This window comes from Pseudosulfitobacter pseudonitzschiae, assembly GCF_002222635.1.
Lineage (GTDB): Bacteria > Pseudomonadota > Alphaproteobacteria > Rhodobacterales > Rhodobacteraceae > Pseudosulfitobacter > Pseudosulfitobacter pseudonitzschiae_A.
In genome coordinates, this window is sequence record NZ_CP022419.1 from 11,708 (window position 1) to 36,211 (window position 24,504).

At 56.6% G+C, this 24,504-nt stretch carries 28 protein-coding genes; 14 read left to right on the forward strand and 14 right to left on the reverse strand.

The features are described from left to right. Positions 1 to 37: 37 nt before the first annotated feature. Both SULPSESMR1_RS22290 and SULPSESMR1_RS22295 read left to right on the forward strand, forming a co-directional pair. Positions 38 to 1,216 (forward strand): metallophosphoesterase family protein, encoded by a 1,179-nt coding sequence (locus tag SULPSESMR1_RS22290; RefSeq protein ID WP_089423269.1) that lies wholly within the window; start codon positions 38 to 40, stop codon positions 1,214 to 1,216. Beyond that, positions 1,213 to 4,620: an AAA family ATPase gene (locus SULPSESMR1_RS22295; protein ID WP_089423270.1), complete on the forward strand. Its 3,408-nt coding sequence runs from the start codon at positions 1,213 to 1,215 to the stop codon at positions 4,618 to 4,620. The genes SULPSESMR1_RS22290 and SULPSESMR1_RS22295 overlap by 4 nt, the downstream gene beginning before the upstream one ends. Positions 4,621 to 4,690: 70 nt before the next feature. Here the strand turns inward: SULPSESMR1_RS22295 and SULPSESMR1_RS22300 are convergent, their stop codons facing one another. The 7 genes from SULPSESMR1_RS22300 to SULPSESMR1_RS22330 all read right to left on the reverse strand — a co-directional run bounded on the left by SULPSESMR1_RS22300 (position 4,691) and on the right by SULPSESMR1_RS22330 (position 10,190). Then, complete coding sequence (locus SULPSESMR1_RS22300) at positions 4,691 to 5,353, reverse strand: hypothetical protein (RefSeq protein ID WP_157729101.1); 663 nt, start codon at positions 5,351 to 5,353, stop codon at positions 4,691 to 4,693. 27 nt (positions 5,354 to 5,380) lie between these two features. Beyond that, positions 5,381 to 6,493: a hypothetical protein gene (locus SULPSESMR1_RS22305; protein WP_089423272.1), complete on the reverse strand. Its 1,113-nt coding sequence runs from the start codon at positions 6,491 to 6,493 to the stop codon at positions 5,381 to 5,383. Further along, positions 6,483 to 7,118 carry a hypothetical protein gene (locus tag SULPSESMR1_RS22310; protein WP_157729102.1) on the reverse strand — a complete coding sequence of 212 codons (636 nt, stop codon included), beginning with the start codon at positions 7,116 to 7,118 and terminating at the stop codon, positions 6,483 to 6,485. Before SULPSESMR1_RS22310 ends, SULPSESMR1_RS22305 begins: the two co-directional genes overlap by 11 nt. 269 nt (positions 7,119 to 7,387) lie before the next feature. Further along, positions 7,388 to 8,143 (reverse strand): hypothetical protein, encoded by a 756-nt coding sequence (locus tag SULPSESMR1_RS22315; protein WP_434223026.1) that lies wholly within the window; start codon positions 8,141 to 8,143, stop codon positions 7,388 to 7,390. Between the two features lie 243 nt (positions 8,144 to 8,386). After that, positions 8,387 to 9,022 (reverse strand): transmembrane anchor protein, encoded by a 636-nt coding sequence (locus SULPSESMR1_RS22320; protein WP_089423275.1) that lies wholly within the window; start codon positions 9,020 to 9,022, stop codon positions 8,387 to 8,389. Positions 9,023 to 9,041: 19 nt separating this feature from the next. After that, entirely contained in the window at positions 9,042 to 9,710 is a 669-nt protein-coding gene (locus tag SULPSESMR1_RS22325; protein ID WP_275888343.1) for a HupE/UreJ family protein, read from the reverse strand. A gap of 120 nt (positions 9,711 to 9,830) precedes the next feature. Continuing rightward, entirely contained in the window at positions 9,831 to 10,190 is a 360-nt protein-coding gene (locus SULPSESMR1_RS22330; protein WP_089423276.1) for a hypothetical protein, read from the reverse strand. A gap of 64 nt (positions 10,191 to 10,254) precedes the next feature. On the opposite strand from SULPSESMR1_RS22330, the gene SULPSESMR1_RS22335 reads away from it, so the two are divergent. Beyond that, positions 10,255 to 10,527, forward strand: coding sequence for a metal-sensing transcriptional repressor (locus tag SULPSESMR1_RS22335; protein WP_089423277.1), 273 nt, complete (start codon positions 10,255 to 10,257; stop codon positions 10,525 to 10,527). A 10-nt stretch (positions 10,528 to 10,537) separates the two neighbouring features. Then, positions 10,538 to 11,875 (forward strand): MFS transporter, encoded by a 1,338-nt coding sequence (locus SULPSESMR1_RS22340; protein WP_089423278.1) that lies wholly within the window; start codon positions 10,538 to 10,540, stop codon positions 11,873 to 11,875. Here SULPSESMR1_RS22340 and SULPSESMR1_RS25900 read toward each other — a convergent pair. The 3 genes from SULPSESMR1_RS25900 to SULPSESMR1_RS22355 form a co-directional block, all read right to left on the reverse strand. Further along, complete coding sequence (locus SULPSESMR1_RS25900) at positions 11,833 to 12,105, reverse strand: hypothetical protein (protein ID WP_089423279.1); 273 nt, start codon at positions 12,103 to 12,105, stop codon at positions 11,833 to 11,835. The genes SULPSESMR1_RS22340 and SULPSESMR1_RS25900 overlap by 43 nt on opposite strands. After that, a complete protein-coding gene (locus SULPSESMR1_RS22350) occupies positions 12,102 to 12,689 on the reverse strand; it encodes a nitroreductase family protein (RefSeq protein WP_089423280.1) in 588 nt (195 codons plus the stop codon). Before SULPSESMR1_RS22350 ends, SULPSESMR1_RS25900 begins: the two co-directional genes overlap by 4 nt. A 68-nt stretch (positions 12,690 to 12,757) precedes the next feature. Next, positions 12,758 to 13,138, reverse strand: a complete 381-nt coding sequence (locus tag SULPSESMR1_RS22355) for a molybdopterin dinucleotide binding domain-containing protein (protein WP_240311208.1) — start codon at positions 13,136 to 13,138, stop codon at positions 12,758 to 12,760. Here SULPSESMR1_RS22355 and SULPSESMR1_RS25640 point away from each other — a divergent pair. The 4 genes from SULPSESMR1_RS25640 to SULPSESMR1_RS22370 all read left to right on the forward strand — a co-directional run bounded on the left by SULPSESMR1_RS25640 (position 13,115) and on the right by SULPSESMR1_RS22370 (position 15,172). After that, positions 13,115 to 13,378, forward strand: a complete 264-nt coding sequence (locus SULPSESMR1_RS25640; protein ID WP_240311207.1) for a hypothetical protein — start codon at positions 13,115 to 13,117, stop codon at positions 13,376 to 13,378. The genes SULPSESMR1_RS22355 and SULPSESMR1_RS25640 overlap by 24 nt on opposite strands. A 103-nt stretch (positions 13,379 to 13,481) precedes the next feature. Beyond that, complete coding sequence (locus SULPSESMR1_RS22360; protein ID WP_089423281.1) at positions 13,482 to 13,832, forward strand: TA system antitoxin ParD family protein; 351 nt, start codon at positions 13,482 to 13,484, stop codon at positions 13,830 to 13,832. Between the two features lie 2 nt (positions 13,833 to 13,834). Beyond that, entirely contained in the window at positions 13,835 to 14,434 is a 600-nt protein-coding gene (locus SULPSESMR1_RS22365; protein WP_275888342.1) for a zeta toxin family protein, read from the forward strand. A gap of 177 nt (positions 14,435 to 14,611) precedes the next feature. Continuing rightward, positions 14,612 to 15,172: a recombinase family protein gene (locus SULPSESMR1_RS22370; RefSeq protein ID WP_089423283.1), complete on the forward strand. Its 561-nt coding sequence runs from the start codon at positions 14,612 to 14,614 to the stop codon at positions 15,170 to 15,172. A 144-nt stretch (positions 15,173 to 15,316) separates the two neighbouring features. Here SULPSESMR1_RS22370 and SULPSESMR1_RS22375 read toward each other — a convergent pair whose 3' ends face one another. Continuing rightward, positions 15,317 to 15,640 (reverse strand): winged helix-turn-helix transcriptional regulator, encoded by a 324-nt coding sequence (locus SULPSESMR1_RS22375; protein WP_089423284.1) that lies wholly within the window; start codon positions 15,638 to 15,640, stop codon positions 15,317 to 15,319. Between the two features lie 182 nt (positions 15,641 to 15,822). Here SULPSESMR1_RS22375 and SULPSESMR1_RS22380 point away from each other — a divergent pair, with 182 nt between their 5' ends. The 6 genes from SULPSESMR1_RS22380 (at position 15,823) to SULPSESMR1_RS22405 (ending at position 20,320) form a co-directional block, all read left to right on the forward strand. Then, entirely contained in the window at positions 15,823 to 16,227 is a 405-nt protein-coding gene (locus SULPSESMR1_RS22380) for a DoxX family protein (RefSeq protein ID WP_089423285.1), read from the forward strand. 74 nt (positions 16,228 to 16,301) lie between these two features. After that, entirely contained in the window at positions 16,302 to 17,114 is an 813-nt protein-coding gene (locus SULPSESMR1_RS22385) for a DODA-type extradiol aromatic ring-opening family dioxygenase (RefSeq protein WP_089423286.1), read from the forward strand. A 55-nt stretch (positions 17,115 to 17,169) separates the two neighbouring features. Then, positions 17,170 to 18,069, forward strand: a complete 900-nt coding sequence (locus SULPSESMR1_RS22390; protein WP_089423287.1) for an SDR family oxidoreductase — start codon at positions 17,170 to 17,172, stop codon at positions 18,067 to 18,069. A 7-nt stretch (positions 18,070 to 18,076) separates the two neighbouring features. Continuing rightward, on the forward strand, positions 18,077 to 18,715 hold the full coding sequence (locus SULPSESMR1_RS22395) for a glutathione S-transferase family protein (protein ID WP_089423288.1): 639 nt from the start codon (positions 18,077 to 18,079) through the stop codon (positions 18,713 to 18,715). Between the two features lie 60 nt (positions 18,716 to 18,775). Beyond that, a complete protein-coding gene (locus tag SULPSESMR1_RS22400; protein ID WP_089423289.1) occupies positions 18,776 to 19,807 on the forward strand; it encodes an Atu2307/SP_0267 family LLM class monooxygenase in 1,032 nt (343 codons plus the stop codon). Positions 19,808 to 19,831: 24 nt separating this feature from the next. After that, entirely contained in the window at positions 19,832 to 20,320 is a 489-nt protein-coding gene (locus SULPSESMR1_RS22405; RefSeq protein ID WP_089423290.1) for a luciferase family protein, read from the forward strand. A 252-nt stretch (positions 20,321 to 20,572) separates the two neighbouring features. Here the strand turns inward: SULPSESMR1_RS22405 and SULPSESMR1_RS22410 are convergent, their stop codons facing one another. The 3 genes from SULPSESMR1_RS22410 to SULPSESMR1_RS22420 are packed head-to-tail and all read right to left on the reverse strand — an operon-like array spanning position 20,573 to position 24,503. Further along, a complete protein-coding gene (locus SULPSESMR1_RS22410; RefSeq protein WP_089423291.1) occupies positions 20,573 to 21,715 on the reverse strand; it encodes an acyl-CoA dehydrogenase family protein in 1,143 nt (380 codons plus the stop codon). A gap of 2 nt (positions 21,716 to 21,717) precedes the next feature. Then, on the reverse strand, positions 21,718 to 23,706 hold the full coding sequence (locus tag SULPSESMR1_RS22415) for an acetyl/propionyl/methylcrotonyl-CoA carboxylase subunit alpha (RefSeq protein WP_240311205.1): 1,989 nt from the start codon (positions 23,704 to 23,706) through the stop codon (positions 21,718 to 21,720). Continuing rightward, positions 23,703 to 24,503: a crotonase/enoyl-CoA hydratase family protein gene (locus tag SULPSESMR1_RS22420; protein WP_089423293.1), complete on the reverse strand. Its 801-nt coding sequence runs from the start codon at positions 24,501 to 24,503 to the stop codon at positions 23,703 to 23,705. The genes SULPSESMR1_RS22415 and SULPSESMR1_RS22420 overlap by 4 nt, the downstream gene beginning before the upstream one ends. Position 24,504 lies beyond the last annotated feature (1 nt).

The window sequence follows — 24,504 nt, forward strand, 5'->3', positions numbered from 1 at the left end:
AAAGCCGCATCTTTCGCGGAAACACGGACGGAACATAATGCGCCTTCTCGTTTCAGCTGACATTCACCTTGGATCACCCATCCGATCCGTGGCGTTACGCAACCCGGACCTCGGCGACCGGCTGAAACAGGCCAGCCGCGATACTTTTGCCGAGATCGTCGATCTGGCGATATCGGAACAGGTCGATGCGTTGGTGCTGGCGGGCGACATCTTTGACAATGGTTACCCGGACCTGAAATCCCGCGCCTTCCTGATTGCCCAGTTGGCGCGTGCCTCCGAAGCTGGTGTGCCCACGGTGCTGATCAGGGGTAACCACGATGCGCTGTTAGATCACAAGGCGCATGGAGATTTGGGGCCGAACATCCATCTGCTGCACAAGGGCGCACCAACGGTCGAGATCGGCGGCACGGCTTTCCATGGCCTCTCCTTTGATGCGGCCCATGTGGCGAAGAGCTTCCTTCCCGATTATCCGCGACCGGTGCCGGGCAAGCGCAACGTGGGGCTGATGCATACCTCGCTTGACGGTGCCCCGGGCCATGATCCCTATGCACCCTGCGCCGAACGGGACCTGATGGCGCATGGGTACGACCTCTGGTGCCTCGGGCACATTCATGCACCTTTTGAGCGGGTCGATGGACCGATTCTGGCGGTCATGCCCGGTATCCCGCAGCCGCGTCACTCTGGCGAGCGCAACGGTGGTACCGTGACCTTTGTGTCGCTGGGCGAGGGCACGCCGGAGTTCGAACGCCGCGCCATTGGGCACCTTGGCTTTTCCGAATGTGCGCTGGATCTGAGCGCCTGTGCTGACCAACAAGAGGTCTTGCGCAGCTTGGGAGACGCGTTGATGTCCGCGCAAGTGCCGGAACGCGATATGGCGGTGCGCCTGCACGTCACTTCGGATCGCCACGGGACAGAACTGGTGACGGAACTGGCGGCCGAAGTGCTGGATAGCATCGATCGCGTATTCCTCGACAAGGTCAAATCTGTCCCGCCGCCCCGCAAACCGGGTGCCGAGACCGACGATCTTGTCCGCCTCATGCAGGACGAACTGGCCGAAGAAGGCTTTCGACAGGCCGCCCTGCAACAGCTTGAAGAACTACGCCTCGCCCTGCCATCCGAAATCATGGACGAGTTGGATGAGGGCGGGCTGGATACGCTTCTGGAGGAAGCGATTGCGGAAGTCTCTCTGACATTGCACGCGGGGGCCTCGCAATGAGGCTGAACCGGTTAGACCTGATCCGCTATGGCCGTTTCAAAGACGCCGAGATTACCTTTCCAAAGCGTGACGAAGGCGTGTCCGACGTGACAGTGATCTTTGGTCCGAATGAGGCGGGCAAGTCCACGGCCTATCACGCCTTTCTGGAATTGCTCTTCGGGTTCAAAGGCGGGGCGCACCCTTATGCCTTTCGTTTCGACCGAAGTGACCTTTTGGTAGGAGCAGAACTTGACCTGCCTGGCCGCGGGGTCATGGCTTTGCGCCGAAATAGCAAGAGGTCCCAATCGCTGTTGGACGCAAATGACCGCCCAATAAACGAGGCGATCTTGTCGGGTGCTTTGTACGGCTTGACGCGAGATACATACGAGGAACGGTTTTCGCTCAACGAAAAGGGTTTGCGGGAAGGCGGAGAACGGATCGCCGGGGCGCAAGGGGACCTTGGCCAGCTCCTGCATGCGGGTCTCTCTGGCCTGACAGGCATGGCACAAACGCTGGACGCGTTGGCGGAGCGGGCCGACAAATTTCACAAGAAACGCGGTCGAGGGAACGCTCTTAAAACAGGCAGTGACCGCCTGAAAGAGATTGGTCGCGAGCTGAGGGCTGATCGCCTGACGACCGAGCGAGAGCGCAACCTGCGTCATGATCGGGACCGGGCTGCGGCGGAGTTTGAGGGGGTCGATGCCGAGCTGCGGCAAGCCCATCAAAGACAAGCTGCGTCGAAAGCCGCAGAGGTCTGGTACGATCTTACCGAGGAGAAAGGGCAGCTGACAGAGGCCTTGGTCGATTTCCCCGACGGCCCCGAGCTTCCTCCTGGCGCGGCAGAGCGCGTGGCGGGCCTTGTCGAAAAAATCGCGGCGCAAACGATCCGGATCACGGAGGCGGAAGAAGAGATCACCAAGCAAGATCGGATCATCGCAGACAATCCGGTCGACATGCTGGCCCAACTGTTGACGGCAGAGTTGGAACGGCTCGATCAACTGACCATCGACGGAGCGCCGCTGATGGGGCGGGCCAGCACTGCGCGGGCCGATCTTGCCCGGCGCAGCGAAGATCAGGAAAAACTCAGTAGCCAAATAGACACCGTTTTGCGGCTCCTCCAGGTGCCAGATGCGCCGGCATCCACAATTGCCTTGGAGGCAAGCGTTCTTGAGCATCTCGCGGCTGCAGTCCAGGAGTGCTTGACCGCTAGTATTTCAGCGGACGCCGCGCGAAAGGCCGTCGAAGCAGCCCGCGTCCAACAGGGCGATGCGCCCGCTGAACCGCAAGACTTGACTGCGCTGCGAGCCGCCTTCGATCTTTGGAAGACTGTGGCCGATCTTACCGCGTTAGAGACTGATCAAAGCCAAGCTTTGGCGCGTCTGACTAAGGTCACTGCTGGTCTGCCGGGGTCCTGGAAAGAACTGATCTCCGAGGGCCTTCCGACGCGCGAAACGCTCGACGAAGTCGGTCGGAACTGGGCGGCCCTGGCCGCCGACCTTGCGTCGGCGAGCAATGACCTCGACGCGCGCGCGGCAGAACTGGCCGAGGCGCGGGGCGACCTTTCCGCGCATGAGGCTGCACCTGACGCTGTTGACATCGTCATTACCGAAGAGACCCGGCGTCGGCGTGACATGGTATGGCAGCAGCACCGGGGCGATCTGACCACCAAGACCGCGGATCAATTCGAGGCGGCGATGTATGCTGATGATGGCACCCGCGCGCATTACCTGACCGGCGCAGAGGCCCGGCAGCGACTGCTCGCGGCACAAAGTCAGGAGCGGACCGCCGACGCAAGGCATGGAACCGCAAAGACGCGTCACGACGACCTGGTCACTCTCCGTGACCGCCTGTCGGAGCGCTGTTCCAGATTGGCGCTTGCACTAGGATTGGAAGAAGACGCGGCCCCCTCAGCCTTCAGCGCGCGCCAGCAGACACTGAACGCAGCGGCCGAAGCTGCTGCCGATCATTCCAATGCGAAAGAAGCGTTAAGAGCCCGTCTTGCCCATCAGGAGGCGGCCCGCGACGCGCTGATTGGTGCTGCGCGGCCCCTTGGACTTGACCCTGCGAAAGGTGCTCTACCCACTCAGGTACAACGCGCATTGACTTTGGAGGATAGTGATCGCAAGGCTTGGGCGAAATGGCAGGACGGCGAGAAGACTATAGCCAAGCTGGACAGCAAGTCGGAGGAATGCCGAACCGACTGCGAAACGGCGCAAGGGAAGCTTGACCGGTTGACTGCGGCGCTGCCTCTGCCTGATCACTCTCTTGAGGCAATTCGAGCCGCTTTGCCGCACCTGCGCAGCCTGCAGCAGCTTTATGGCGAGCATCAAAAGCTTTCCGCTCGGATCGAGGCCTTAGAGAAGGCGGTTGCCGCCCTTGCCGATGGCGCGCAGAGTCTGAATCGGATTTTGGATGATCCTGAGGAAGAGCCTGATATCGACCCCGTTCGAGTCATCGACCGTGCGCGTGTGCGCGTGGCGGCATCCATGCGGGCTGACGAAAAACGAGCTGAGGCCACATCGCGACGCGATGAAACCGCCAGCTTAAAAAGCCGCGCAAAGACCGAATTTCAAGCCGCAATCGGTGACCTAGATGGCTGCTTCAATGGGCAGGGCGGGCAAGACCTCGCGCCGCGCGACAGGGTCGCAAAGTTGGTTGAACGTGATCGTCTGCGCGCAGATAAGGCAACGGCGGACCGCGATCGGCAGAAGGCCCGTGATAGTGTAGACGCCGATCTCTTTGCAGAGGAACTGAACCGGATGCCGGACGCCACACGCGCAGCAGAGCTGGAACAGGCGTTGAAAGATGCGCAGGACTCCCGCGATACCGCCCGAGACGCGCAGCGCGAGGCTGCCCGCCTGTATCGCGAAGCTTTTGAGGCTGCCGACCGCAGCGATCTCGCCACCGAACAGGCGACACTGCTAGAAGAACTCCGGAGCGGCGCGCGTCAGGCGGCTGTAGCTCGGCTCGGGGTGCTGGCGTCGCGCGGGGCGCTGCGTCGACTTGCGGCAGAGCGGCGCAGTGGCATGCTGCGCGACGTCGAAGAGGCCTTTGTCACCATGACCGCTCCCAAGTGGAAAGGAGTTGATGTTTGGAGCCAGGCGGAAGGCGAAAAGCTCGTCGGTATCCAACCTAACGGCAGCACGGTTCCAGTTGAACAGATGTCAACGGGCACAATGGGTCAGTTGTATTTTGCGCTGCGCCTCGCTGGATATCGCAGCTTTGCCCGCGAGCCGGGCCCACTGCCGATGATCCTTGACGACATCATGGAAACCTTTGACGATACGCGCGCGCGAGCGGCCTTGCGGCTTTGTGCCGAGATCGGCACGAACGGACAGGCAATCCTCTTCACGCATCACGCCCATCTGGTCGAATTGGCACGCGACACCATCAAGGGGGTGACTGTCGTGAACATGCCAGACTGACAGGTTTGAGTAGGCCCCGGATTTACTCTTGCAAACTGGTATGGAAACAGGAAAGCAGAGTTCAACACTATCAGCCGAAGAGGTCGCCTGTGCCCGAAGAAGTATCCAGAACTTCGTAAAAACCAGACATGTGCAGTAAGAAGTCGTCGCCTAGGCTTCGGTAAGAAAACTCAAACGTTTCAATCGCGACGCGACGCTGTCCCGCTACCTCGGAATATTCGACAAGTTGGAGAAAGTGTGGCTCGGAATGAGGTGGCGACGCAAGTGTGCTGACTATCGCCATCCGCTGGTTTTGCTTAAGGGCTGGTTGTTTATAGGGATAGACGAAAACACAAAACACGCCTTTATCTGTCTTATAGCTAAAATCTGGTGCGATAGTTGCCTGTCGTTTACCGAAAGAAACCGTCTTGCGACCATCTTTAACATGTTGCGCTCGATCAAAAGGTATTGACTTGCACAGCGCATTGAAAATCGACAGCTTTGCTTTGGCCTCGCCGGGACCATCAAGAGACTCCAGAAATTTCTCAGCCTGCTCGTGAGGAATGCCTTTTAGATAGGATATGCACGTCGAGTATAGGCTATCGTAGTTCCAGGTTCCTCCAGATTGTGCATCATAGTCATCAATTTTGGCTTTCAAGCGTGCCACTTCCTGCGCTGTACCCGGCTTTCCATACGCACTTGGGTTGAATTCGCGAACGCCCCGTAGAAAATCTGTCTTTGATTTTTGTGGCAAGCAGAAGCTCCTGTCTATTTCACCTTATCAAAATCTCGAACCCACAAATTCTGGTGCAAGCGGGATGGCATTCTCGTTAAGATGCTTCCGGATAGTCTCTCTGTCTGAATGGTCGAAATAGTAGGGTCCGACGAGTTCCTTCTCGACAGCTTTTGCTAAGTCTGTGACATCGCTGGCTAGACGAAGCAGCCCTGTCCACTTTGCGTCCTCATCGAGAATCCTGCGGGTCTTGTCCGGGGTCATGAGAGCAATCGCCGTACTACGATCTTTGCTTAATTCATCAAGCCAGCGTTCAACACCTGACAGTACCATCAGATCGCGCGCTACTTGGTGGGTAATATAATGGCTGGGGCAATGGTAGATCAGGCTACCGATATCGTAGCTGCTCAGCTCGATGTCGGCATCAGAGTCGTTTTTGAGGTTCTTGGCCAACCTGATACCCATACGCGCTCCGTCGTTCGTTAATCCCGCCTTTGCCTCAATTTCAGCAATGTACCGAAATGGATAATTTTCAATATGCTCCAGAGTGTATTTGTTGACGATTTCTACGCCGCGAGACGCTTCATCAAGAGACCGCTGATAGTCTGCCGAGTCAAGCCAGTTAGCTGGAACGACATCTACTTTACGTCTGAAACCGCCATCGCTGAGTGCAATGGATTTCGCGGGTGTTTTATCGACAGTCGCACCCCAGAAGCGTCGATCTAGGACAATTTCTGATTTGCGCCGCAGGTCTAAAACGGTGTCTTTCACATTTCCTGAGAAATCGACGTAGGATTTCAGACTGCTTACGCACGGGCTCACACGCAAACAACGCCCTTCCATTACAAGAAGATCAACGTCGCTGGCACCTCGGATATGGACATTAAGCGGGACGGAACCTTGAAGTTTGAATTCCGGATAGAGATGCTCATCGCGAAGCCCTTCACTTAGGTTCCGTTCAACTTTCTCTGCTTCTTCATGCGAAATCTGCGTGGACCGTGGATCGACCTCCTGCATCGATCCTAAAGCATACTTCGTTGCCTTGTTGGCCGTTCTCTTCTCATAGGCTTCGCCATGCCCGGCAGACATTAGGACGGTGTTATTGTCATCCATTCGGCGCGAACGGAGCCGCGAAAGTCGTTCGTCAAAATCACGCGGCATCCGGCGCTCTCCTTTTCAAATTCATAGTTCCATGCGTGAAGCGGCCGCCGCCGTTGAAATACGATCCCTCAGCCGTTTGGAGATCAGGTGCGAACAACAGGTCGCAGTGACCTATGTGTGCCTGAAGCTCCGCCTCACCTGGTTTTGGTTTATTGCGGTAGCTATAGATTAGTCTGAATCCAGCGCGACCTTCGGGCAGGATGGCCGCTGAAACGCTATGAGACTGGCTTTGCGCTGTCTTTAGCCAAACGAATATTCGCTCATAGCGCTGTGTGATCTCGATCTTTCCCGCCCAGTCCCATTGAGGTTCGTTATCCTGGTCATACGATTTGCCTTCTAGATCCCATGATCCTGATATGTCGGGAATGCCAACCACCGAACGGACACCCTTCCAACGCCATCCAGATCGGTCAAAAAGCAAGAAAAGAGCACCGAAAACAGCAGCCCCAGTCAATGGCCAGAAGACAATTTCAGGCACATCTATCAGACCACGATCTTCTGCCAATGCAAGCAGCAGGCCGACACCGACGACTAGCCCGCCCGCGATCAGGCCAGCTGCAAAGGATATCCACATCCCAATTTTGGATCGGCTGTGACCGACAACGGAGTACTCATGTTCAGCCAAGGTAGAGACCTCATGATTTTCGGCCCATATTGTGAGTCGGGGCCGCAGGACCCCAAGATGTACCCCACTCTGCGCAAATTTTCAATCCGAAGGCGTAGATGTTTTCACTTTTTGTTCTAGCCGTAGCTGAAGGTATACTTTGTCGGGTTTTCGTAAGTTACGATATGCGACTGGTCACCATAATTCCTAGTTATCGTTACCGATAGACCGAGGGGCTGGCGTCTGATGAGGTCAGATCCAAAATATTAGATAAGAAACCTTACAAACCGTCAGTAATTGACCTGTTCGAAGCCGTAGTTTCCTTCGTAATCACGCCAATCAACGAAGACCGAGCGATGGAAAATGCTCGGGCAATTGTATCCCCATCGTTCAAGGCCAGTATGTGCCTCAGGCAGTGCCGTTGGAGCAGACCGAGCCCATGAAAAATCACCTTGGGTTCCATAGGTGCCGAGGTAAATGGTAGCAGATCGGTTGCAGTCTCCGTCGCGGCCGGACTCGTTTTGGCGTGCATATCGGACATCGTAAACGCGGATTGAGCGTACAAAGTTGAATTGGGGGCCGCTGATGTCGATGTCGGCGCGGTCTTGGACCAAATGGAGCGCAAATCCTTCCGGAAGCAGATGAGGCTTTGGTCCGGCAATGTCGAAAACGGCATTTTCAGAAGGCAGAGGTTCGGTTGCTGGCGACAGAAGTGGTCGCGGGCGATCCTGACTAGTGAACATGATATCGTAGAAACGACTTCGATTATCTGACGGGGCATCTGGATCATAGGATGCGCCCATTGGGCACCGCCAAATCTGCAATGGCGGCTCAACGGGCCAAGGCGTGATCCGGCGGATGAATTCAGCGCGTGCACGGGCACATGGAACTGACGCTGGCCAGCCGCCAGAGAGGCACAGCAAAATTGCGCAATCGATCTGATAAGTTTGAGCCTGCACACGATTGGCAAGGCCTACGGACGAACCAACAAGTGCAAGTACGGCGACAATTGAGTATTTTCGAAATCTGCGAAGCATGTGAAGCATCCTATCGAGTAGGGTGCAAGCAGCATGACTTCATTAGTATATTATTGCAACTCTAAATATATTATTGATAAAAGACGCATAATCAATCTTATGTTAAATTTAAGCAAAATACAATCAATCTGGCGATATGCAATGCTTTGCTAAGACTGTCAGATCCTCTATGCTCACCGCTAGTTTGCAGTTGCTCTGGAACGACAGAAGGCCGTGGCCCCCACGATCTTACGCAGGGGCCATCGACATATTTTATGGAAGCTTCATCTCGCTGTAGTCGCCCCTGACATAGAGCGTGACGGTAACGTCCTGCCCATCGCGATTCCGCCAGAACCAGCCATGATTGCCAGTGAATGCCGCCGTCAGGACGCCCTCTTCTTCCTCAACCGCACGGCCTTTTGCATAGCTGATGTTATTGCCACCGCCATCGCCGTGCAGGTCAAAGTTGACGACACCGTTTTCAGCAACCCACAGGAATTCGGCCTCTGCGCCTTCTTCCATGACGAGCTTGACCTCGATGCCTTCGCCGGGGGTCAGCGTCACGCTGTATTGATCTGTCCATTCGGGCTCTGTGGTTTGAGCATAGGCGGCCCCGACAAAAAAGCTGAAGAACCCGCCGCCAAGGCTTGACTGTTCTTCGATGGTGCTCGTGTTCTGAAGCCCCAGCAGGCGGTCGGCTTCGGCTTCTTCAGCAAGCTGGACCTTGATATCACCCATCTCTGCCAAGCCAACGGCCTTGCCTATGCCAGTGGGATCAATCCCGTATTCTGAAGGCAAGACGACCGTGACGAGGATCGCGACCGCCGCGACTGCAGCCAGAATCGTAGACTTGATAAGCTGCGCTGAGGTTGGCAGTTCATCGGGGTTTGGTTTGTTTCCGTTGTGCATTTTCTTATTCTCCAAAATGTTAGGCGACGAAGTAGCCGGTCATCTGGTATCCCACCAAAATGAATCCGGCAGACATCATCACGACGTTTGCGGTGTAGGCATGTTTCCAGAAGCTGGTTGTCTTGCGCCAATAGCCCATGACGATCAGGATCATCGCCAAAGCTATTAATTGACCAATCTCGACGCCGACGTTGAATGCCAGCAGGTTGGGGATCAGACCATTCGGTGCGATGTCATATTCAAGCAGCTTGGTCGCCAATCCCAATCCGTGGAAGAAGCCAAAGATCAAGGTCGCAGCCTTGGTGTCGGGTTGGACCCCAAACCAGCGCTGATAGGCCCCAAGATTGTCGAGCGCTTTGTAGACCACCGACAGTCCGATGATGGCGTCGATGAGATAGGAACTGAAGTTCCAGCCAAAGTAGACCCCGGCCAGCATCGTCGTGGAGTGACCGATGGCGAACAAGCTGACGTAGATGCCGACGTGCTTCATCTTGTAAAGGAAGAAGACGACGCCAAACAGGAACAGCAGATGGTCGTAGCCGGTGACCATGTGTTTGGCCCCCAGATACATGAAGGGGATCAGCTTCATGCCGCTGATCTCCTGGATATAGCCCTTGTCACCTGCGGTGACGGCGTGGGCATAGGCCGTGGTCGCAAAGGCGACGAGCGCCAACAGGACCATTGCCATGAGGATCAGGGGTTGCCGCATGGGATGCGACCAGACCCCCGACCCGTAGGATCGGTTGTGTATCATTATGATTTTCCGCTTTGTGAAAGTGTGGGATGACAGCGCCCGAAGGGCGCAGCATCACACGCGCGGAGGTCGGTCCAGATCGAAGCCCCTACGATCCGGCATGGCATAATGGGCCAATGCCCAGTTTGTTCGTGTCGATGGCACCATACGCGATGATATGCGAGGTGGCAGGAATGCGGTGTAATGGTCGTGATCTGCTACATCATGGGCGTGGCCATGATAAGCATCCATCACACTGACAACTTCGTCGTGCACATGGCCATGTTCCTCGATCTCAGCATGTTGGTCTGCAACAATCAGAGGAAGGTTGGTGATGTCGTGAGAAACCATACGGGAGTTGAACGACGCGATCATGCCCACCGTCAAAGCGATGGTCAGTATAACTCCAAGATAGCTTTTTATCTGCCGTCTCATCCAACTCGTTTCTGAAGGTCTTGGCCCACTTGCCTCATCCCCCTAGGGGGGTTACCTATCTGATATGACAAAACACGTACCTCATGCAACCCATCCGGCAATAGTCAAACGGCTGAAACGCGCCAACGGGCATTTGGTGAGCGTCATCAAGATGATTGAAGACGCACAGCACTGCACCGATATCGCGCAGCAATTGCATGCCGTTGAGAAGGCGATCCAGCAGGCCAAACGCACGCTGATCCAGGACCACATCGACCATTGCTTCGATAACGCCCTTATTGAGTCCGACGATTCCACTATTGCCCCTGAATTTAAAGCGATCATCAAGTATCTATGAAGGACAACTTATGCTCTCCGTCCTATCTGACCGCACCTATCGCCACCTGTTTCTGGCACAGATCGTGGCGCTGCTCGGCACTGGGCTTGCGACCATCGCTCTGGGTCTTCTGGCATACGACCTGTCTGGCGAAAGGGCCGGCATGGTTCTGGGCGCGATCTTCACGATCAAGATGGTCGCCTATGTCGGCATCGCGCCGATTGCAGGAGCTTTCGCCAATCGCTGGCCGCGCCGAACCATGCTGGTCAGCCTCGATCTGGTCCGGGCCGCTGTGGCAATATGCCTGCCTTTCGTTACCGAAGTTTGGCAGGCCTACATCCTGATCTTTGTGCTGCAATCCGCATCTGCGGCGTTCACACCAACGTTTCAGGCCACGATCCCCGATATCCTGCCAGAAGAAGACCGCTATACCTGCGCCTTGTCGCTCTCGCGGTTGGCCTATGACCTTGAGAACATCATCAGCCCGATGCTGGCCGCGATCCTGCTCGCCTTTGTCAGCTATCATGTCTTGTTTGTCGGCACCGTGATCGGGTTTGTCGGATCGGCCCTGCTGGTCGTGTCGGTCCTGCTGCCCAGCCCGCAACCAACAGCACCGAGGGGTATCTATGACCGCACAACGCGCGGCATGCGGATATACCTAGCGACTCCGCGCCTGCGGGGGCTTTTGTCGCTCAACCTCGCCGCAGCGGCGGCGGGCGCGATGGTGCTGGTGAACACTGTGGTTCTGGTCCGCTCCGATCTGGGCCTTGGCGATGCGCAGGTGGCAGTCGCCCTTGGTGCTTTCGGTGGCGGGTCGATGCTGGCGGCACTCTTGCTTCCCCGACTTCTGGACAGCCGCCCTGACCGCCCGGTGATGATCGGCGGAGCGGCAGTGCTGGCTGTCTCGCTTCTGGGCCTGTCTCTGATGACACTGTTATACGACACGCAGTGGCTCACACTGCTTGCTGGCTGGTTCATCATAGGGATCGGATATTCCGTCGTGCTGACCCCATCAGGACGGCTGCTCAAACGATCCGCACACGCTGAGGATCGACCAGCTGTCTACGCGGCTCAGTTTGCGCTGTCACATGCTTGCTGGCTGGTGACATACCCCCTCGCTGGTTGGTTGATCACCGTGGCTGGTCCAGTGACTGCGTTTGCAGTTCTTGCATTGCTCGCGGTTGCTGGATTGGTGGGTGGAGTCGCTTTGTGGCCGAAGGAGGATAACGGTTCAATGCAGCACTCACATGACGATCTCCCAAGAGATCACCCGCATGTGCAGGATGGCAGAACCCACAGCCATCCAATTGTCATAGACGACTATCATCAGCACTGGCCAAGGATGCGAGAACCGGAAGTGGGCCAATAACCGTCCATGGCAGAGTTATCGAATGGTGGAAGGGGAAAAGGTGCCACCAAGTCCTCCGCCAGCACCCGCCCAATGGCATTTTCCAATCCGACGAGTTCTGAAATGTTCACCGGACTGGCAAGCGCTAGGCTCTGTTCAACCGCGAAGGCCAAGGAAATCAATTCTCGTGTCCCTGTGCGTTCGTCCACACTACATGAGTCTACTGCAGATTTTGCCCCGGTTTTCTTCATGTCAACATACCCGTTTCTTCTGGTGGCCAAACCGACAGGACATTTTCCACTATTGGCCTTTCTGGCACTGGCAGAAGTTTTGACACAGTGCCAACCGCGACAAATCCCAAAAGCTGTTCTATGACGCTGAGCCCAAGGCCTTTCTGAAGTGCGCGGGTCTTTACCTTATCCCCGCTAACAATCATCGACCCAAACCCAAACGATGTCGCGGTCAGCAAGATGTTCTGCACCGCTGCCCCTACTGACACCCACTGCTCATGGGGCGGCGTGTCCGGAACATTGTCGCGGATCGCACCAACCACGGCGATCAGACAGGCTCCATTAAAGGCTTTTTCACGGGCTCTCTCAGTTTGCTCCTCGCTGAGTGTATTGTGCGTTTCGCAGGCAGCAGCTTCGAATAAGTTTGCGAGCAACGTCCGTTGATCATTTCTGATCAGAATGAAACGCCATGGCCGCAACCGGCGGTGATCCGGTGCTGCGCAAGCCGCGTCAATCATTGTCCTCACTTGCTCAAGACTCGGGCCAGGCTCGATAAGCCGTCGTGGGGACACGGATCGGCGGCGAAATATGTTATCTAGCGTCATATTGATCCCTCAACAGAAAAAAAAGGGCGGCAAGATTGCCGCCCATCTCTTTCGGATTATTAAACAACTCAGGCAGTGTATTCCTTGGACTTGAAGGAAACAGCTTTGGAGCGAGGTGTTGCATTCGCAAGCTTGCGAATATTGCCCCATGTGTGTTTGTAGTCTGGCAGAACCAGTTCATTAACACCTGGGCTCACCACATTGCCTTGGCTGCCCGCAGGCGAGCCGAACACCATCGCGACCTGACCAGGTTTGGCTGTCTCCACTGGATAGGCCATGCCTTGTGTTGCGCCATTTCCGTTTGAAATCTCGATCAAATCACCGGCGGATATACCCAAATCGGCCATATCGTCAGCGTTCATTTCAATGAATGGATACGGGAAGCGGTCTTGGATAAAGTCATTGTCTTGATCTAGCAACTGGCTTTGCCAAAAGATGTTGGCACGCACGTTGTTGATCCAGAACTCATACTTGGCTTCTTCCTCGGCTTTGCCAGCAGCTTGCCAGCCCCGCCATCCAGCAGCGCAGAACAGAGCCTTTTGATCTTCGCGACCGTGCCGGGTGAACTTGCCGTCCGAATATTCCCGCTCAGTTCCGATCAGCTTGCCGTCCTCAAAGCCAACAACCGGTTCAAGAACACCCTTGACTCAGCCACAGACAGAGAGCTGCTTTCCGACTTTAAAGGGTGAAACCTGATGGTCAGGACAGTCTATTAACTGGACATTTACAGATTTATCGCCATATATGAGGTGTAGGTGGCATTTTGCTACCTTTTCCAAGCATGGAGTTGTTATGGCCCAATCTATCAAGCTGTCTGATGATGTCATGTCAGTTGTCCGCCGCGAGTCTGGTTTGCAAAGCCGGTCCGTTGCCGGGCAAATCACCCATTGGATCAACATCGGTCGCGCGATCGAGCAATCGAGCGCGTTTGACTATCAACACATCAATGCCGCCCTTGCAGGGGAGCTTTCCCCCGACGAACTGAGCGCTGAAGAGCAAGAAGTCTGGTTTGCGCAGTTTGGTGAAGATATGACCGCGCCGTCTGATCAAGAAGAGGCCTTCTTTGCACAGCGTCGTCAGCTGGGCCGTGGTGTTGGGCTGAATGACAAAGGCGAGTTGGTCTACCCTGAGGCCGCAGCCTGAGCGTGGCCCCTGTCCCGCGTCCAATACTCGTGATGCTGGCAGGTCCGAACGGATCAGGCAAATCCACGCTTTACGAGACGCGGATCGCGCCAAAATTTGCCGTGCCCTTTATCAACGCCGACGTCATCCAGCGTGATGAGCTCAAAGACGGTGATGTCAATGCAGCGTACGAGGCGGCACAAATCGCCACCGAGCGCCGCACGTCCTTGATGGCGGATCGTAAAAGCTTTGCCACGGAAACCGTGTTCTCTCATCCTTCTAAGCTTGACCTTATTACCCAAGCCAAAGCCCTAGGGTATCGCGTTATGACGTTTCATATCTCGGTAGCGCATCCCGACCTATCCGTCGCTCGCGTCGGTGAAAGGGTCATTGAGGGTGGTCATCCCGTACCTGAAGAGAAAATCAGAAACCGATATGATCGCTCCGGCCCCCTGATCCGCCAAGCGATTCTGAGCAGTGACATCGGTCATGTCTTTGACAGCTCCCAGTTGAACCAGCCCCCGGTGCGGGCGTTGTCATTCACAAACGGAACCCTCGCCTTTGCCTTGCCGCAGCTTCCCAATTGGGTGCTCGATCTCTACGGGGACGATTTAGTTCTGTAGGTAGCGCTGTTTATGACAGGCCCATCAGCCACAGTTGGCTGGCCGTCAACAATCGCTATTGGTAGTGTGGAGCGAAATTCATAATATTCGGAACGACATTTTCTGCGCGCAAAATCAGCACCTTGCAGAATCCGTAATTCTGTTCCGTATCAGAGCCTCCAAATTAGGCAAAAAACCATGCTGATCGGCTATGCACGTGTTTCCACGACAGGACAAAACCTGGAAACCCAAATCGAGCACCTCCAGGCCGAGGGCTGCGACAGGATATTCCAGGAAAAACTGACCGGGTTCGACCGCCGCCGTCCTCAGCTGGAAAAGATGCTCAAAACCCTTCAACCAGGTGATACTCTCATCGTCACCAGCCTGGACCGGTTGGCCAGATCCACTCATGATCTCTTTGTAATCACCCAGAGAGTAGAAGCATCTGAGGCATCGTTCCGATCTCTGCGAGAGCCTTGGGCTGACACTACAAGCTCGATGGGAAAGTTCTTACTAACTGTTTTTGCAGGGCTTTCCGAGCTGGAACGCAATCTAATCAATGAACGGACAAATGACGGTAGGACCTCAGCAAAAAAACGCGGCGTGAAGTTTGGTCGAAAATTCAAACTAACCACGCATCAGCAGGATCAGGTCAGAACCATGCTGCAAGAAGGACAATCCATCCGGGCCATCGCTCGACATTTCAACGTCGGCGTGGCTACAATTGACAGGATAAAGAAGACAACCCATCCCAGCTGAAAAATCTTGCCGTTTCTACCCCCCTTCGTGCGTACTGGGCCTACTTCTCCCGAACGCCAGATCAATATGAAAAATTCCAGCTCAATTCGGCAAGTTTCGCGGCAGCAGATCAGCATCGTTTGGACCACCACATCGTCGAATTGATCATTCTGCAGCAACATCAACCGTTTCAAACGCCCCTTCGGATTGCCAGCGCTGCGCGACTTCACCTAAGGATTCGAGCACTTGGCGCAGATCGTCACCTCGCTCAGTCAGACCATAGGTAACCGCGGGTGGGATCGTTTGAGTCTGATCGCGCCAGATCACTCCGGCCGCTTGCAACATTCGCAACCGCTCCGTCAGCACACGGGTTGAAATTCCCGGCACTGCCCGTTTCAGAGCACCGAAGCGTTGCGGCCCGCCGTCGCTAAGAACCCAGAGAATATAGGTTGTCCAAGGCCCCATCAGCAGGCGCAGAATGGAGTCCATGGGACATGCGGGCGGTATTTTCTGTTTCATTTTGAGGTTCTCCAAGGGTAGTTACTTTTACGTGCCTGCTTCCCTTTAAAAACTAAGGCGCTTTATAACACTAGAGTGAAAAGAAAAACCTAGCAAGGGTAACCCATAGGGAAGAATGCCCGGGCAATTTGTACGAAATAGAGGACGTCTAGATGAGCGACAAATCTGCGAAAATTACGTACTGGGCTGCAACCGGGCTGGTTGCATTGGTCTATCTGGGCGGAGCGGCATTTTACATCACCGCGCATGACATGGTTGCGGGAATGTATGAGGGCCTGTTGAAATACCCAACCTACATAATATGGCCGTTGGCCATGCTGAAGATTGTGGCGGCCGTAGTCATCCTTTGGCGCCCGTCAACGTTTCTGTCCGATTTCGCCTATGCGGCGATGTTCTGGCACCTGATGCTGGCCGCCTCGGCGCATATGGCTGCGGGCGATCCGGGCTGGCCGCCGGCGATTGTTGCCTGGATTGCGCTGATTGTGTCGTTCCTGACGCAAAACCGGGTGCGCGAAAAGAAGTCGCCCTACGGTGATTTGCTGTATCGCGCGGCGTAACCGAACTCTAGGGCAAACAAGCGCGGGCTGGGGCGTAAGGCGTCGCCCGCAATAAAGAGGAAAGGATGCGGGACATGACCCGAATGCCAACGATGTTCATTCCACACGGTGGAGGCCCATGTTTCTTCATGGACTGGGACCCGCCAGAAACCTGGAACCGACAGCGCGAGTTCCTTGCGGATGTACCGGCAACATTGCCGGATGCCCCCAAGGCGTTGCTGGTGATTTCAGGCCATTGGGAAGAGCAGCAGTTCACAGTGCAGAAAAACCCGGCCCCGTCGCTGTTGTTCGATTATAACGGGTTTCCACCTCACACCTACGAACTGACTTGGCCCGCGCCTGGCGACCCCGCGCTGTCCGACAGGGTGCAGACGCTTGTCGAGGCGGCCGGGTTCCCCTGCCCCGTTGATGAGGCGCGCGGTTACGATCACGGCGTGTTCATTCCGCTCAAGGTGGCCTTTCCGCAGGCAGACATTCCCTGTGTGCAGCTTAGCCTGCGCAGCGATCTTGACCCAACTGCGCATATTGCGGTCGGGCGGGCACTGGCGCCGTTGCGCGACGAAGGTGTGCTGATCATTGGTTCGGGGAACACCTATCACAACATGCAAAAAATGATGCGTGCGATGCGGGGTGGCGTCACCGATGCCGTGAACGGGCAGGAATTTGACCGCTGGCTGAGCGATGCGGCCACCCGCACCGATCCAGCAGAGCGTGATCAAATGCTGGCTCAGTGGGACGCCGCCCCTGGTGCCCGCGATGCCAACCCGCGCGAAGAACATCTGATTCCGCTGCATGTTGTCGCGGGGGCCGCCCTTGCCGACAAAGGCGTGAAAACGCTGGAGGATCACGTGCTCGGAGCAGTCGAAAGCGCGTTTACCTTTGGCTGAATCCCATCAGACGCTTGAACATCCAAATCCAACCCGAAAAATCGAGGAATACCCAATGACAAACATTCAAAACGGCCCTTTCATCGTCACCGGTGCATCCGGCCAACTTGGCCGACAGGTCATCGACAATCTGATTGCGGCCGGTGCCGGTCCGATCATCGGCGTCTCCCGTTCGCCGGAAAAGCTGGCCGATCTGGCTGACAAGGGCATCGAGGCCCGTAAGGGTGATTTCAACGACCCCGCATCGCTGAGCGCGGCTTTTGCCGGTGGCAAGCGTCTGCTGATCATTTCGACCGACGATCTGGAACCAGGCAAGCGACTGGAAGCGCATAAAAACGCCGTCGCAGCCGCGACGAAGGAAGGGATCACACATATCGTCTATACTTCGCTGACGAACCCGGTTGAGGAAAGCCCGATCACGTTCTCCAAAGATCACAGCGACACCGAAGCGCTAATCAAGGACACCGGTGTCAACTATACCATCCTGCGCAACAACCTTTACACCGATCTGGTGCTGATGGGTGGTGGGCAAAGCATTGGAATGGGGCAACACTTCGCCGCTGCTGCTGAGGGGAAAACCGGCTATGTTACTCGCGCCGATTGCGCCCGCGCCGCTGCAGCGGCGCTGATGCAGGAAACCGGTTCAAGCGTTTTGGACATCACCGGCCCCGCGGCGCTTTCCCAAGGGGACATCGCGGCCATCCTGTCGGAAATCTCGGGCAAGGATATCCCCTATATCCCGATCTCAACCGACGATCTGGTTAAGGCCATGATCGGCGCTGGTTTGCCAGAGTTCATGGCAAAGGTTTTTGCGTCCTTCGACGAGGCGATGGCCAAGGACTACTTGAGCGTTGCATCGGACGATCTGGAAAAACTGACCGGACAGGCCGGACAGTCGGCGCGTGATTTCCTGATTGGCAACAAGGCGGCCCTGTTAACCCCACCGGCGCAATAAGGAAACCATGATGAAGCTTTACAACGCCAATTTCTCGCCCAACGCCCTTCGGGTGCGGGCGGTTGCCCTGGAACTGGGGATCGATCTTGAGATCATCGAGGTCGACATACGCGGCGGCGACAACCGCAGCGTGGAATTCCTGTCGATGAATCCCAATGCCAAGGTGCCGGTGCTGGCAGACGGCGATTTCGTGATATGGGAATCCCGCGCCATCAATTCCTATCTGGCAAGCAAGAAACCCGAGCGCGGTCTTTATCCTGACGACCCAAAGGCCCGAGCAACGGTGGATCAGTGGCTTTACTGGCAGACAATTCACCTTGGCCCGGCAATGCAAAAGTTGTCGTTCGAGTGGTTCCTGAAAGCGAAGTTCGGCATGGGAGAAGCGGATCAAAGCGTCATAGACGCCGAGTTGAAGAACGTAGATCAGTTCCTAGCAGTGCTGGAAATCGGCCTTGCGGGCAAGGACTGGATCGCGGGCGATCTTAGCGTTGCGGATTTCGCGCTGGCCTCGACATTCATGTACCGTGTGCAGTCTGATATCTCGCTTGACGATCTCCCGAACGTCGCGGCCTGGATCGAACGGCTTGAGGCGCGCGCTTCGTGGAAGGATGCGTTTGCACCTGTTCGGGCCCTATTTGGCGTTTAGAATCCACGGAAATATCTGCGGGGGCGAGGCATTCGCCCCCGCCCTAAAGAAGGCCATATCGTGCAAATAGGCATATACACATTCGCAGAGTCGGGCGCCGATCAAGCTGGCAGCGTCAGCCCTTCCCAAAGGCTGCGCAATCTGGTTGAGGAAATCGTGCTGGCCGATCAGGTCGGGCTGGATTGGTTCGGCGTTGGCGAACATCACCGCCCCGACTATGCAGTTTCAAATCCTGCTGTGGTGCAGGCAGCGGCGGCTACACAAACCAAAAACATCCGCCTTTCCAGCGCCGTCACTGTGCTTAGTTCCGATGATCCGATCCGCGTCTTCCAACAGTTTTCGACGCTGGACAACCTGACCCAGGGGCGCGCCGAGATCATGGTCGGGCGCGGTGCCTTTGTTGAATCCTTTCCGCTGTTTGGTCATGCGCTGGATGACTACGACGGCCTTTTTGCTGAAAAACTCCAGCTTTTGATGATGGTGAACGAAGCCGAACACATAAGTTGGCCTGGCACAAAACATTTGCCTGCGGTCGATCATCAGGGCGTCTATCCACGTCCCTATCAGGACAAGCTGCCGATCTGGCTGGGTATCGGGGGAACCCCACAATCGGCGGTGCGGGCCGGCACACTTGGCCTGCCTCTTGCGCTTGGTATAATTGGCGGGGAACCTGTGCGGTTTGCGCCTTTGTTCGATCTTTACCGCTCTGCCGCCACCAAGGCCGGGCACGACCCGGCCATCTTTGAAACCTCACTGAATGTGCATGGGTTTGTGGCCGAAACCAGTCAAGCCGCCCGCGACATTTACAGTGGCCCGCATAACGAGGTCATGACCCGACTTGGCGCAGAACGCGGATGGCCCCCGGCAACCCGTGAACAGTTTGATACCATGAGCGGCCCCAGCGGCGCGTTGTTCGTGGGCGGCCCCGCAGAACTGACCGACAAGATCCTCGCCCATCATGAAATCTTCGGCTTTACACGGATTACCATTCAGATGGCGATCGGGCGGCTCGATCAAAAATCCCTGATGAACGCGATCGAGATCCTGGGAACCCGCGTTGCACCGGATGTCCGCAAGGCTCTGGGGTCCTAACCATATAAACCAGAAAGGCTGGAAATGTTTGAACTGACGCCCCGCATCGGCCCGCGACCAGAGACTACCGATTGCGCGCCTCACGAGCAGGTAAGCCAAAACCCCGATGCCAGTACCTATCAAAAGCTCAAAGAGCGCGCATTTGATTTTCCCTTTGTCGAGCGTCGCCCCAGCATTATCTCTGTCCCCGGAGCCGAAGCTCTTTGGCTGGCACATGATCATGCCCACGGCTGTCAAGAATCTTTTATGGTGGGAAATGAGTTTGCCCATGTGCATCCGCATTATGACGGCTCCATGCATCTGATGCTGCCAATCGAATGTACGCTTGAACTGTTCGCTAAAGGATGGGGCGAGCCGCACCCGATGGCGGCCTCAGGCATGATCCCCGCAACCGCCGTCATGGTGTTCGCCGCGCGGGACACAGCCGAGATCGAAACAGCATTGAAAATCCTCGCTACGTCTTATGATTTCGCGCGTGGAAAACTCTCAAACCCCGCGTCGATCCGGCTGTGAAGCTGGCTCCCCCATGTTTCTGAACGCATTTAGCGCCCGAGATGGCGCATTAAACCTGAGCAAAATCTGCGAACTTTTGAGCGGAGGACGAGGCGAAATGAGTTTCGGTCAATTTCAGATGTTCGTGACAAGTCAGAGTAGTTACACGTGCCAGATCGATACCGTGGGGTTTCGTGCCAATGGCACCGCAAAGAGCGTTAACCTCTCAGTTCAACAAACACGTTAATTCATCCGGAATCCAGTTCTTGCCGTCTAAAGCCGCTTGGCAATTTCTTCCAACATCACTTCGGTTGCGCCGCCGCCAATGGCCTGAATACGCGCGTCGCGAGACATCCGTTCAACCGGGGTTTCGCGCATGTAGCCCATGCCGCCGTGAAACTGAACGCAATCATACATCACCTTGTTGACCAGATCGCCGCAATAGGCCTTGACCATCGAAACCTCTTTGACACAATCCATCCCCTGAGCGTCTTTCCACGCCGCGCTGTAGACTAGTTGCCGGCCAGCCTCGACCTGGGCGGCGCGCTCGGCAAGTCGGTGACGGATCACCTGTTTGTCCCATAGAACACCGCCAAAGGCAGGACGATCCTTCACATAATCCAGCGTCAGTTCGATGGCTTTCTGCGCCTCACCCATGGCCATCGCTCCCAGAACCGTTCGTTCGTTCTGAAAGTTCTTCATGATGGCGTAGAAACCCTTATCAACCTCGCCCAGAATATGGTCGCCTGTGACACGGACGTTGTCAAAAACCAGTTCGGCAGTATCCGAACACAGCCATCCAGTCTTGTTCAGCTTCTTGCCGACCGAAAATCCCGCTGTGCCTTTTTCGACTGCAAAGATCGTGACCCCGCGCGAACCTTTTGCTTCGGTGTTGGTTTTGGCAGCGACGAAAAACAGATCGCCATGCACACCATTAGTGATGAACATTTTGGTACCGTTGATCACCCAGCCATTGCCGTCGCGGACCGCGCGTGTGCGCATTCCTGCCACGTCTGACCCGGCACCGGGTTCGGTTACGGCAACGGCACAGACGCTTTTGCCTGACGTGATACCCGGCATCCAGCGTGCCATTTGTTCGGGTGTGCCTACATTGGCCAGATGCGGACTGGCCATATCCGTGTGCACCAGCAGGTCAGCTGAAAAGCCTCCGAATGTGCAGCGGCCCAGCTCTTCTGCCAGCACGACGCTGGCCATCGTATCCAGATCCGCTCCGCCATATTTCTCAGGGTAACGCATTCCAAGAAAGCCCAGCTCGCCCATCTTGGCGAATACCTCGCGCGGGACTTTGCCTGCTTCTTCCCAGGCGTCGCCGTGCGGCACGATCTCGGCCTCGACAAAACGGCGGATTTGCTCGCGCAGCATGGTCAGTTCGTCGGAAAAATATGGGTTGGTCATGGTCATTCCTCGGGGTCGATGGTGATCAGCACGGCGCCCATATCGACGTTTTCTCCGGCTGCATAATTGACTTGGGCGACAGTGCCCGCACAGGGCGCGGTCAGGGTTTGCAAAAGTTTCATGGCCTCGATTACAACAACCGGTTGTCCGGCGATGACAACATCACCGGGTTGGGCCAGAACGTCCGAGACAAGGCCGGGCATCGGTGCGCGCACCTGATTGCCGCCACCCAGTGCGGCCTCGCCAGCCGCTTGAATGATCCTGTCGCTGTCCAGAACAACAAACGAGGCGCGACCGGTTTGACCATCCAACGAAACTTTCTCACCGTCGATTTCGGCGCTTGCGCTATGGCGCATGCCGTCAGTTTCATAAGACAGTATGCCGCCACGCAGGCTGGCGTTTTCCATTTCAATAGGGGCCAGATCATGAAGGGTGACGATATAGGTCCCGTCGCGCCCCTCGATGCGGGCATCTTCACCGTTGATCCGGTAAATGGCGCCACCTGGTCGACCGGACGGTTCGGTCACGCGCCAGGCACCCAATGCGGTCCAGGGATCATGTCCGCCCCGGTCATTGCTGGCCAGAAAGTTTGTCAGAACGGCCTCGGCCCACTGATGGTGGCCGGGTATGGGCGCGTGCCAGCCATCGGGATGAGCCGCACCAAGGGATGCGGTGCTGTGCGTTCCGGCGACAAAATCCGGCAAGGCCAGAAGATCGCGCAGAAAGGCGATATTGGTGCCGGGCCCGGTGATGTGATACTTGGCCAGCCCCTGATCCAAAAGCCGGATCGCCGACGCGCGATCCGGTGCCGAACTGATCAGCTTGGCCAGCATGGAATCGTAATAATGGCTGACAATGCTGCCCGCGCGCACACCGCTATCGAGCCGCAAGCCGGGCATGTCGGGGGCGGCGTAGCTGGTGATTTTTCCGATCTCGGGGCGATAGTTGTTGGCCGGGTCTTCGGCGGCGATGCGGGCCTCGATCGCCCAGCCGGAGCAGGTGATATCGTCTTGCGCGAACGGTAGCGACTCGCCCCCGGCGACACGCAACTGCCATGCGGCAATGTCGATGCCGGTGACCGCCTCTGTCACCGGATGTTCCACCTGCAGGCGGGTGTTCATTTCGAGAAAATAGTATTCGCCGGTATCGGCATCCAGCAGGAACTCAACCGTACCCGCGCTGTCATAGCCGATGCCCTTGGTCAGCCGCACCGCGCTTTCCAGAAGGCTGGCGCGAACGTCGGCTGGCAGTAGTGGCGCAGGTGCCTCTTCGATCACTTTCTGATGGTTTCGTTGCAGCGAACAATCGCGTTCAAACAAGTGGCGCACATTACCCTGCTGGTCCGCAAGGATCTGCACCTCGATATGGCGCGCGGTGCCGACATAGCGTTCCAGCAAAATCTGGCTATCGCCGAAGGCAGCCTCAGCCTCGGCCCGAGCGGCAATCAGTTCGGTGGTAAAATCGGCCAGATCATGCACCTGTCGCATACCGCGCCCGCCGCCCCCGGCGCTGGCTTTGATCAATAGCGGCACGCCGATGATATGCGCCTCGGCCAGCAGCCGGTCGTCGGACTGATCATCGCCGTAGTAGCCCGGCACAACCGGCACGTTTGCCGCAACCGCAACCGCTTTGGCCGCGATTTTTGAGCCCATCAGCGCAATGTTTTCCGGCGACGGTCCAACGAAGACCAGACCGGCATCAGCGCAGGCCTGCGCGAAACCTGCATTTTCGGCCAGAAACCCATAACCGGGATGAACAGCCTGCGCGCCGGCCTGTTTGGCAGCCGCAATAATCCGGGCACCATCCAGATAGCTCTGGGCGGCCTCGGACGGGCCGATATGCACCGCCGTCTCGGCGGCAACCACATGCGGTGCCTCCCTGTCCGCGTCGGAATAGACTGCGACTGCGCGCAGGCCCAGACCCTGACAGGCCCGCACAAGGCGCAGGGCAATCTCGCCCCGGTTGGCGATCAAAACGGTTGAGAAATTCATTTGCCGGTCCGCCATGGGGGCAGTGTCTTGCCCAGAAAACTGTTGATGCCGGTGGTGCCTTCGTCGGTTTCCCATGCGTCCGCCAGGCGATCGGCGGTATAAATCATGCTGTCGTTGATACTGTGGCTGGCGACGTAGGCAATCAGTCGCTTGGTTTCACCGACTGCACCCAAGGCCGCCTCAAGATGGTCGGCGATGATCGAGTCAATCCGCGCGTCCAGATCGTCAGGCGTTACCGTTTCGTTCAGCAACCCGATCTTTTCGGCATTTGCTGCGCTGAACAAGGCCCCCGACAGCATCGTGGCCCGCGCATTGGCCGCGCCGATGCGTGCCACCACATGAGGCGAGATATTGGCCGGGATCAGCCCCAGACGCACCTCTGTCAGACCAAAGCGTGCGGTATCGACACCCACGGCGATGTCACAAACTGAAATCATCCCGACCCCGCCGCCATAGGCCGGGCCCTGGATCCGCCCGATCAGCGGTTTGGGCAGCGCATTCAACGCATTCAGCATATGCGCCAGCTTGCTGCTTTCGCGGATACGGGTGGCACGGTCGGCTGCGGCATTGCCTTTGAACCAGTTGAAATCACCTCCCGCGCAAAAGCTTTTGCCTTCGCCGGTGAGGACAACAACCCGGACGCTGTCATCCGACACCAACAAATCTGCGGCTTGTTTGAGCTCGTCAATCAGCTGACCGTTCAACGCGTTGTGCTTGGCAGGCCGGTTCAGCGTCAGGCGCGCCACGCCGCGCGTGTCCGTTTCAACAGTGATGGTCTGGAATGTCCGGCTGGTCATA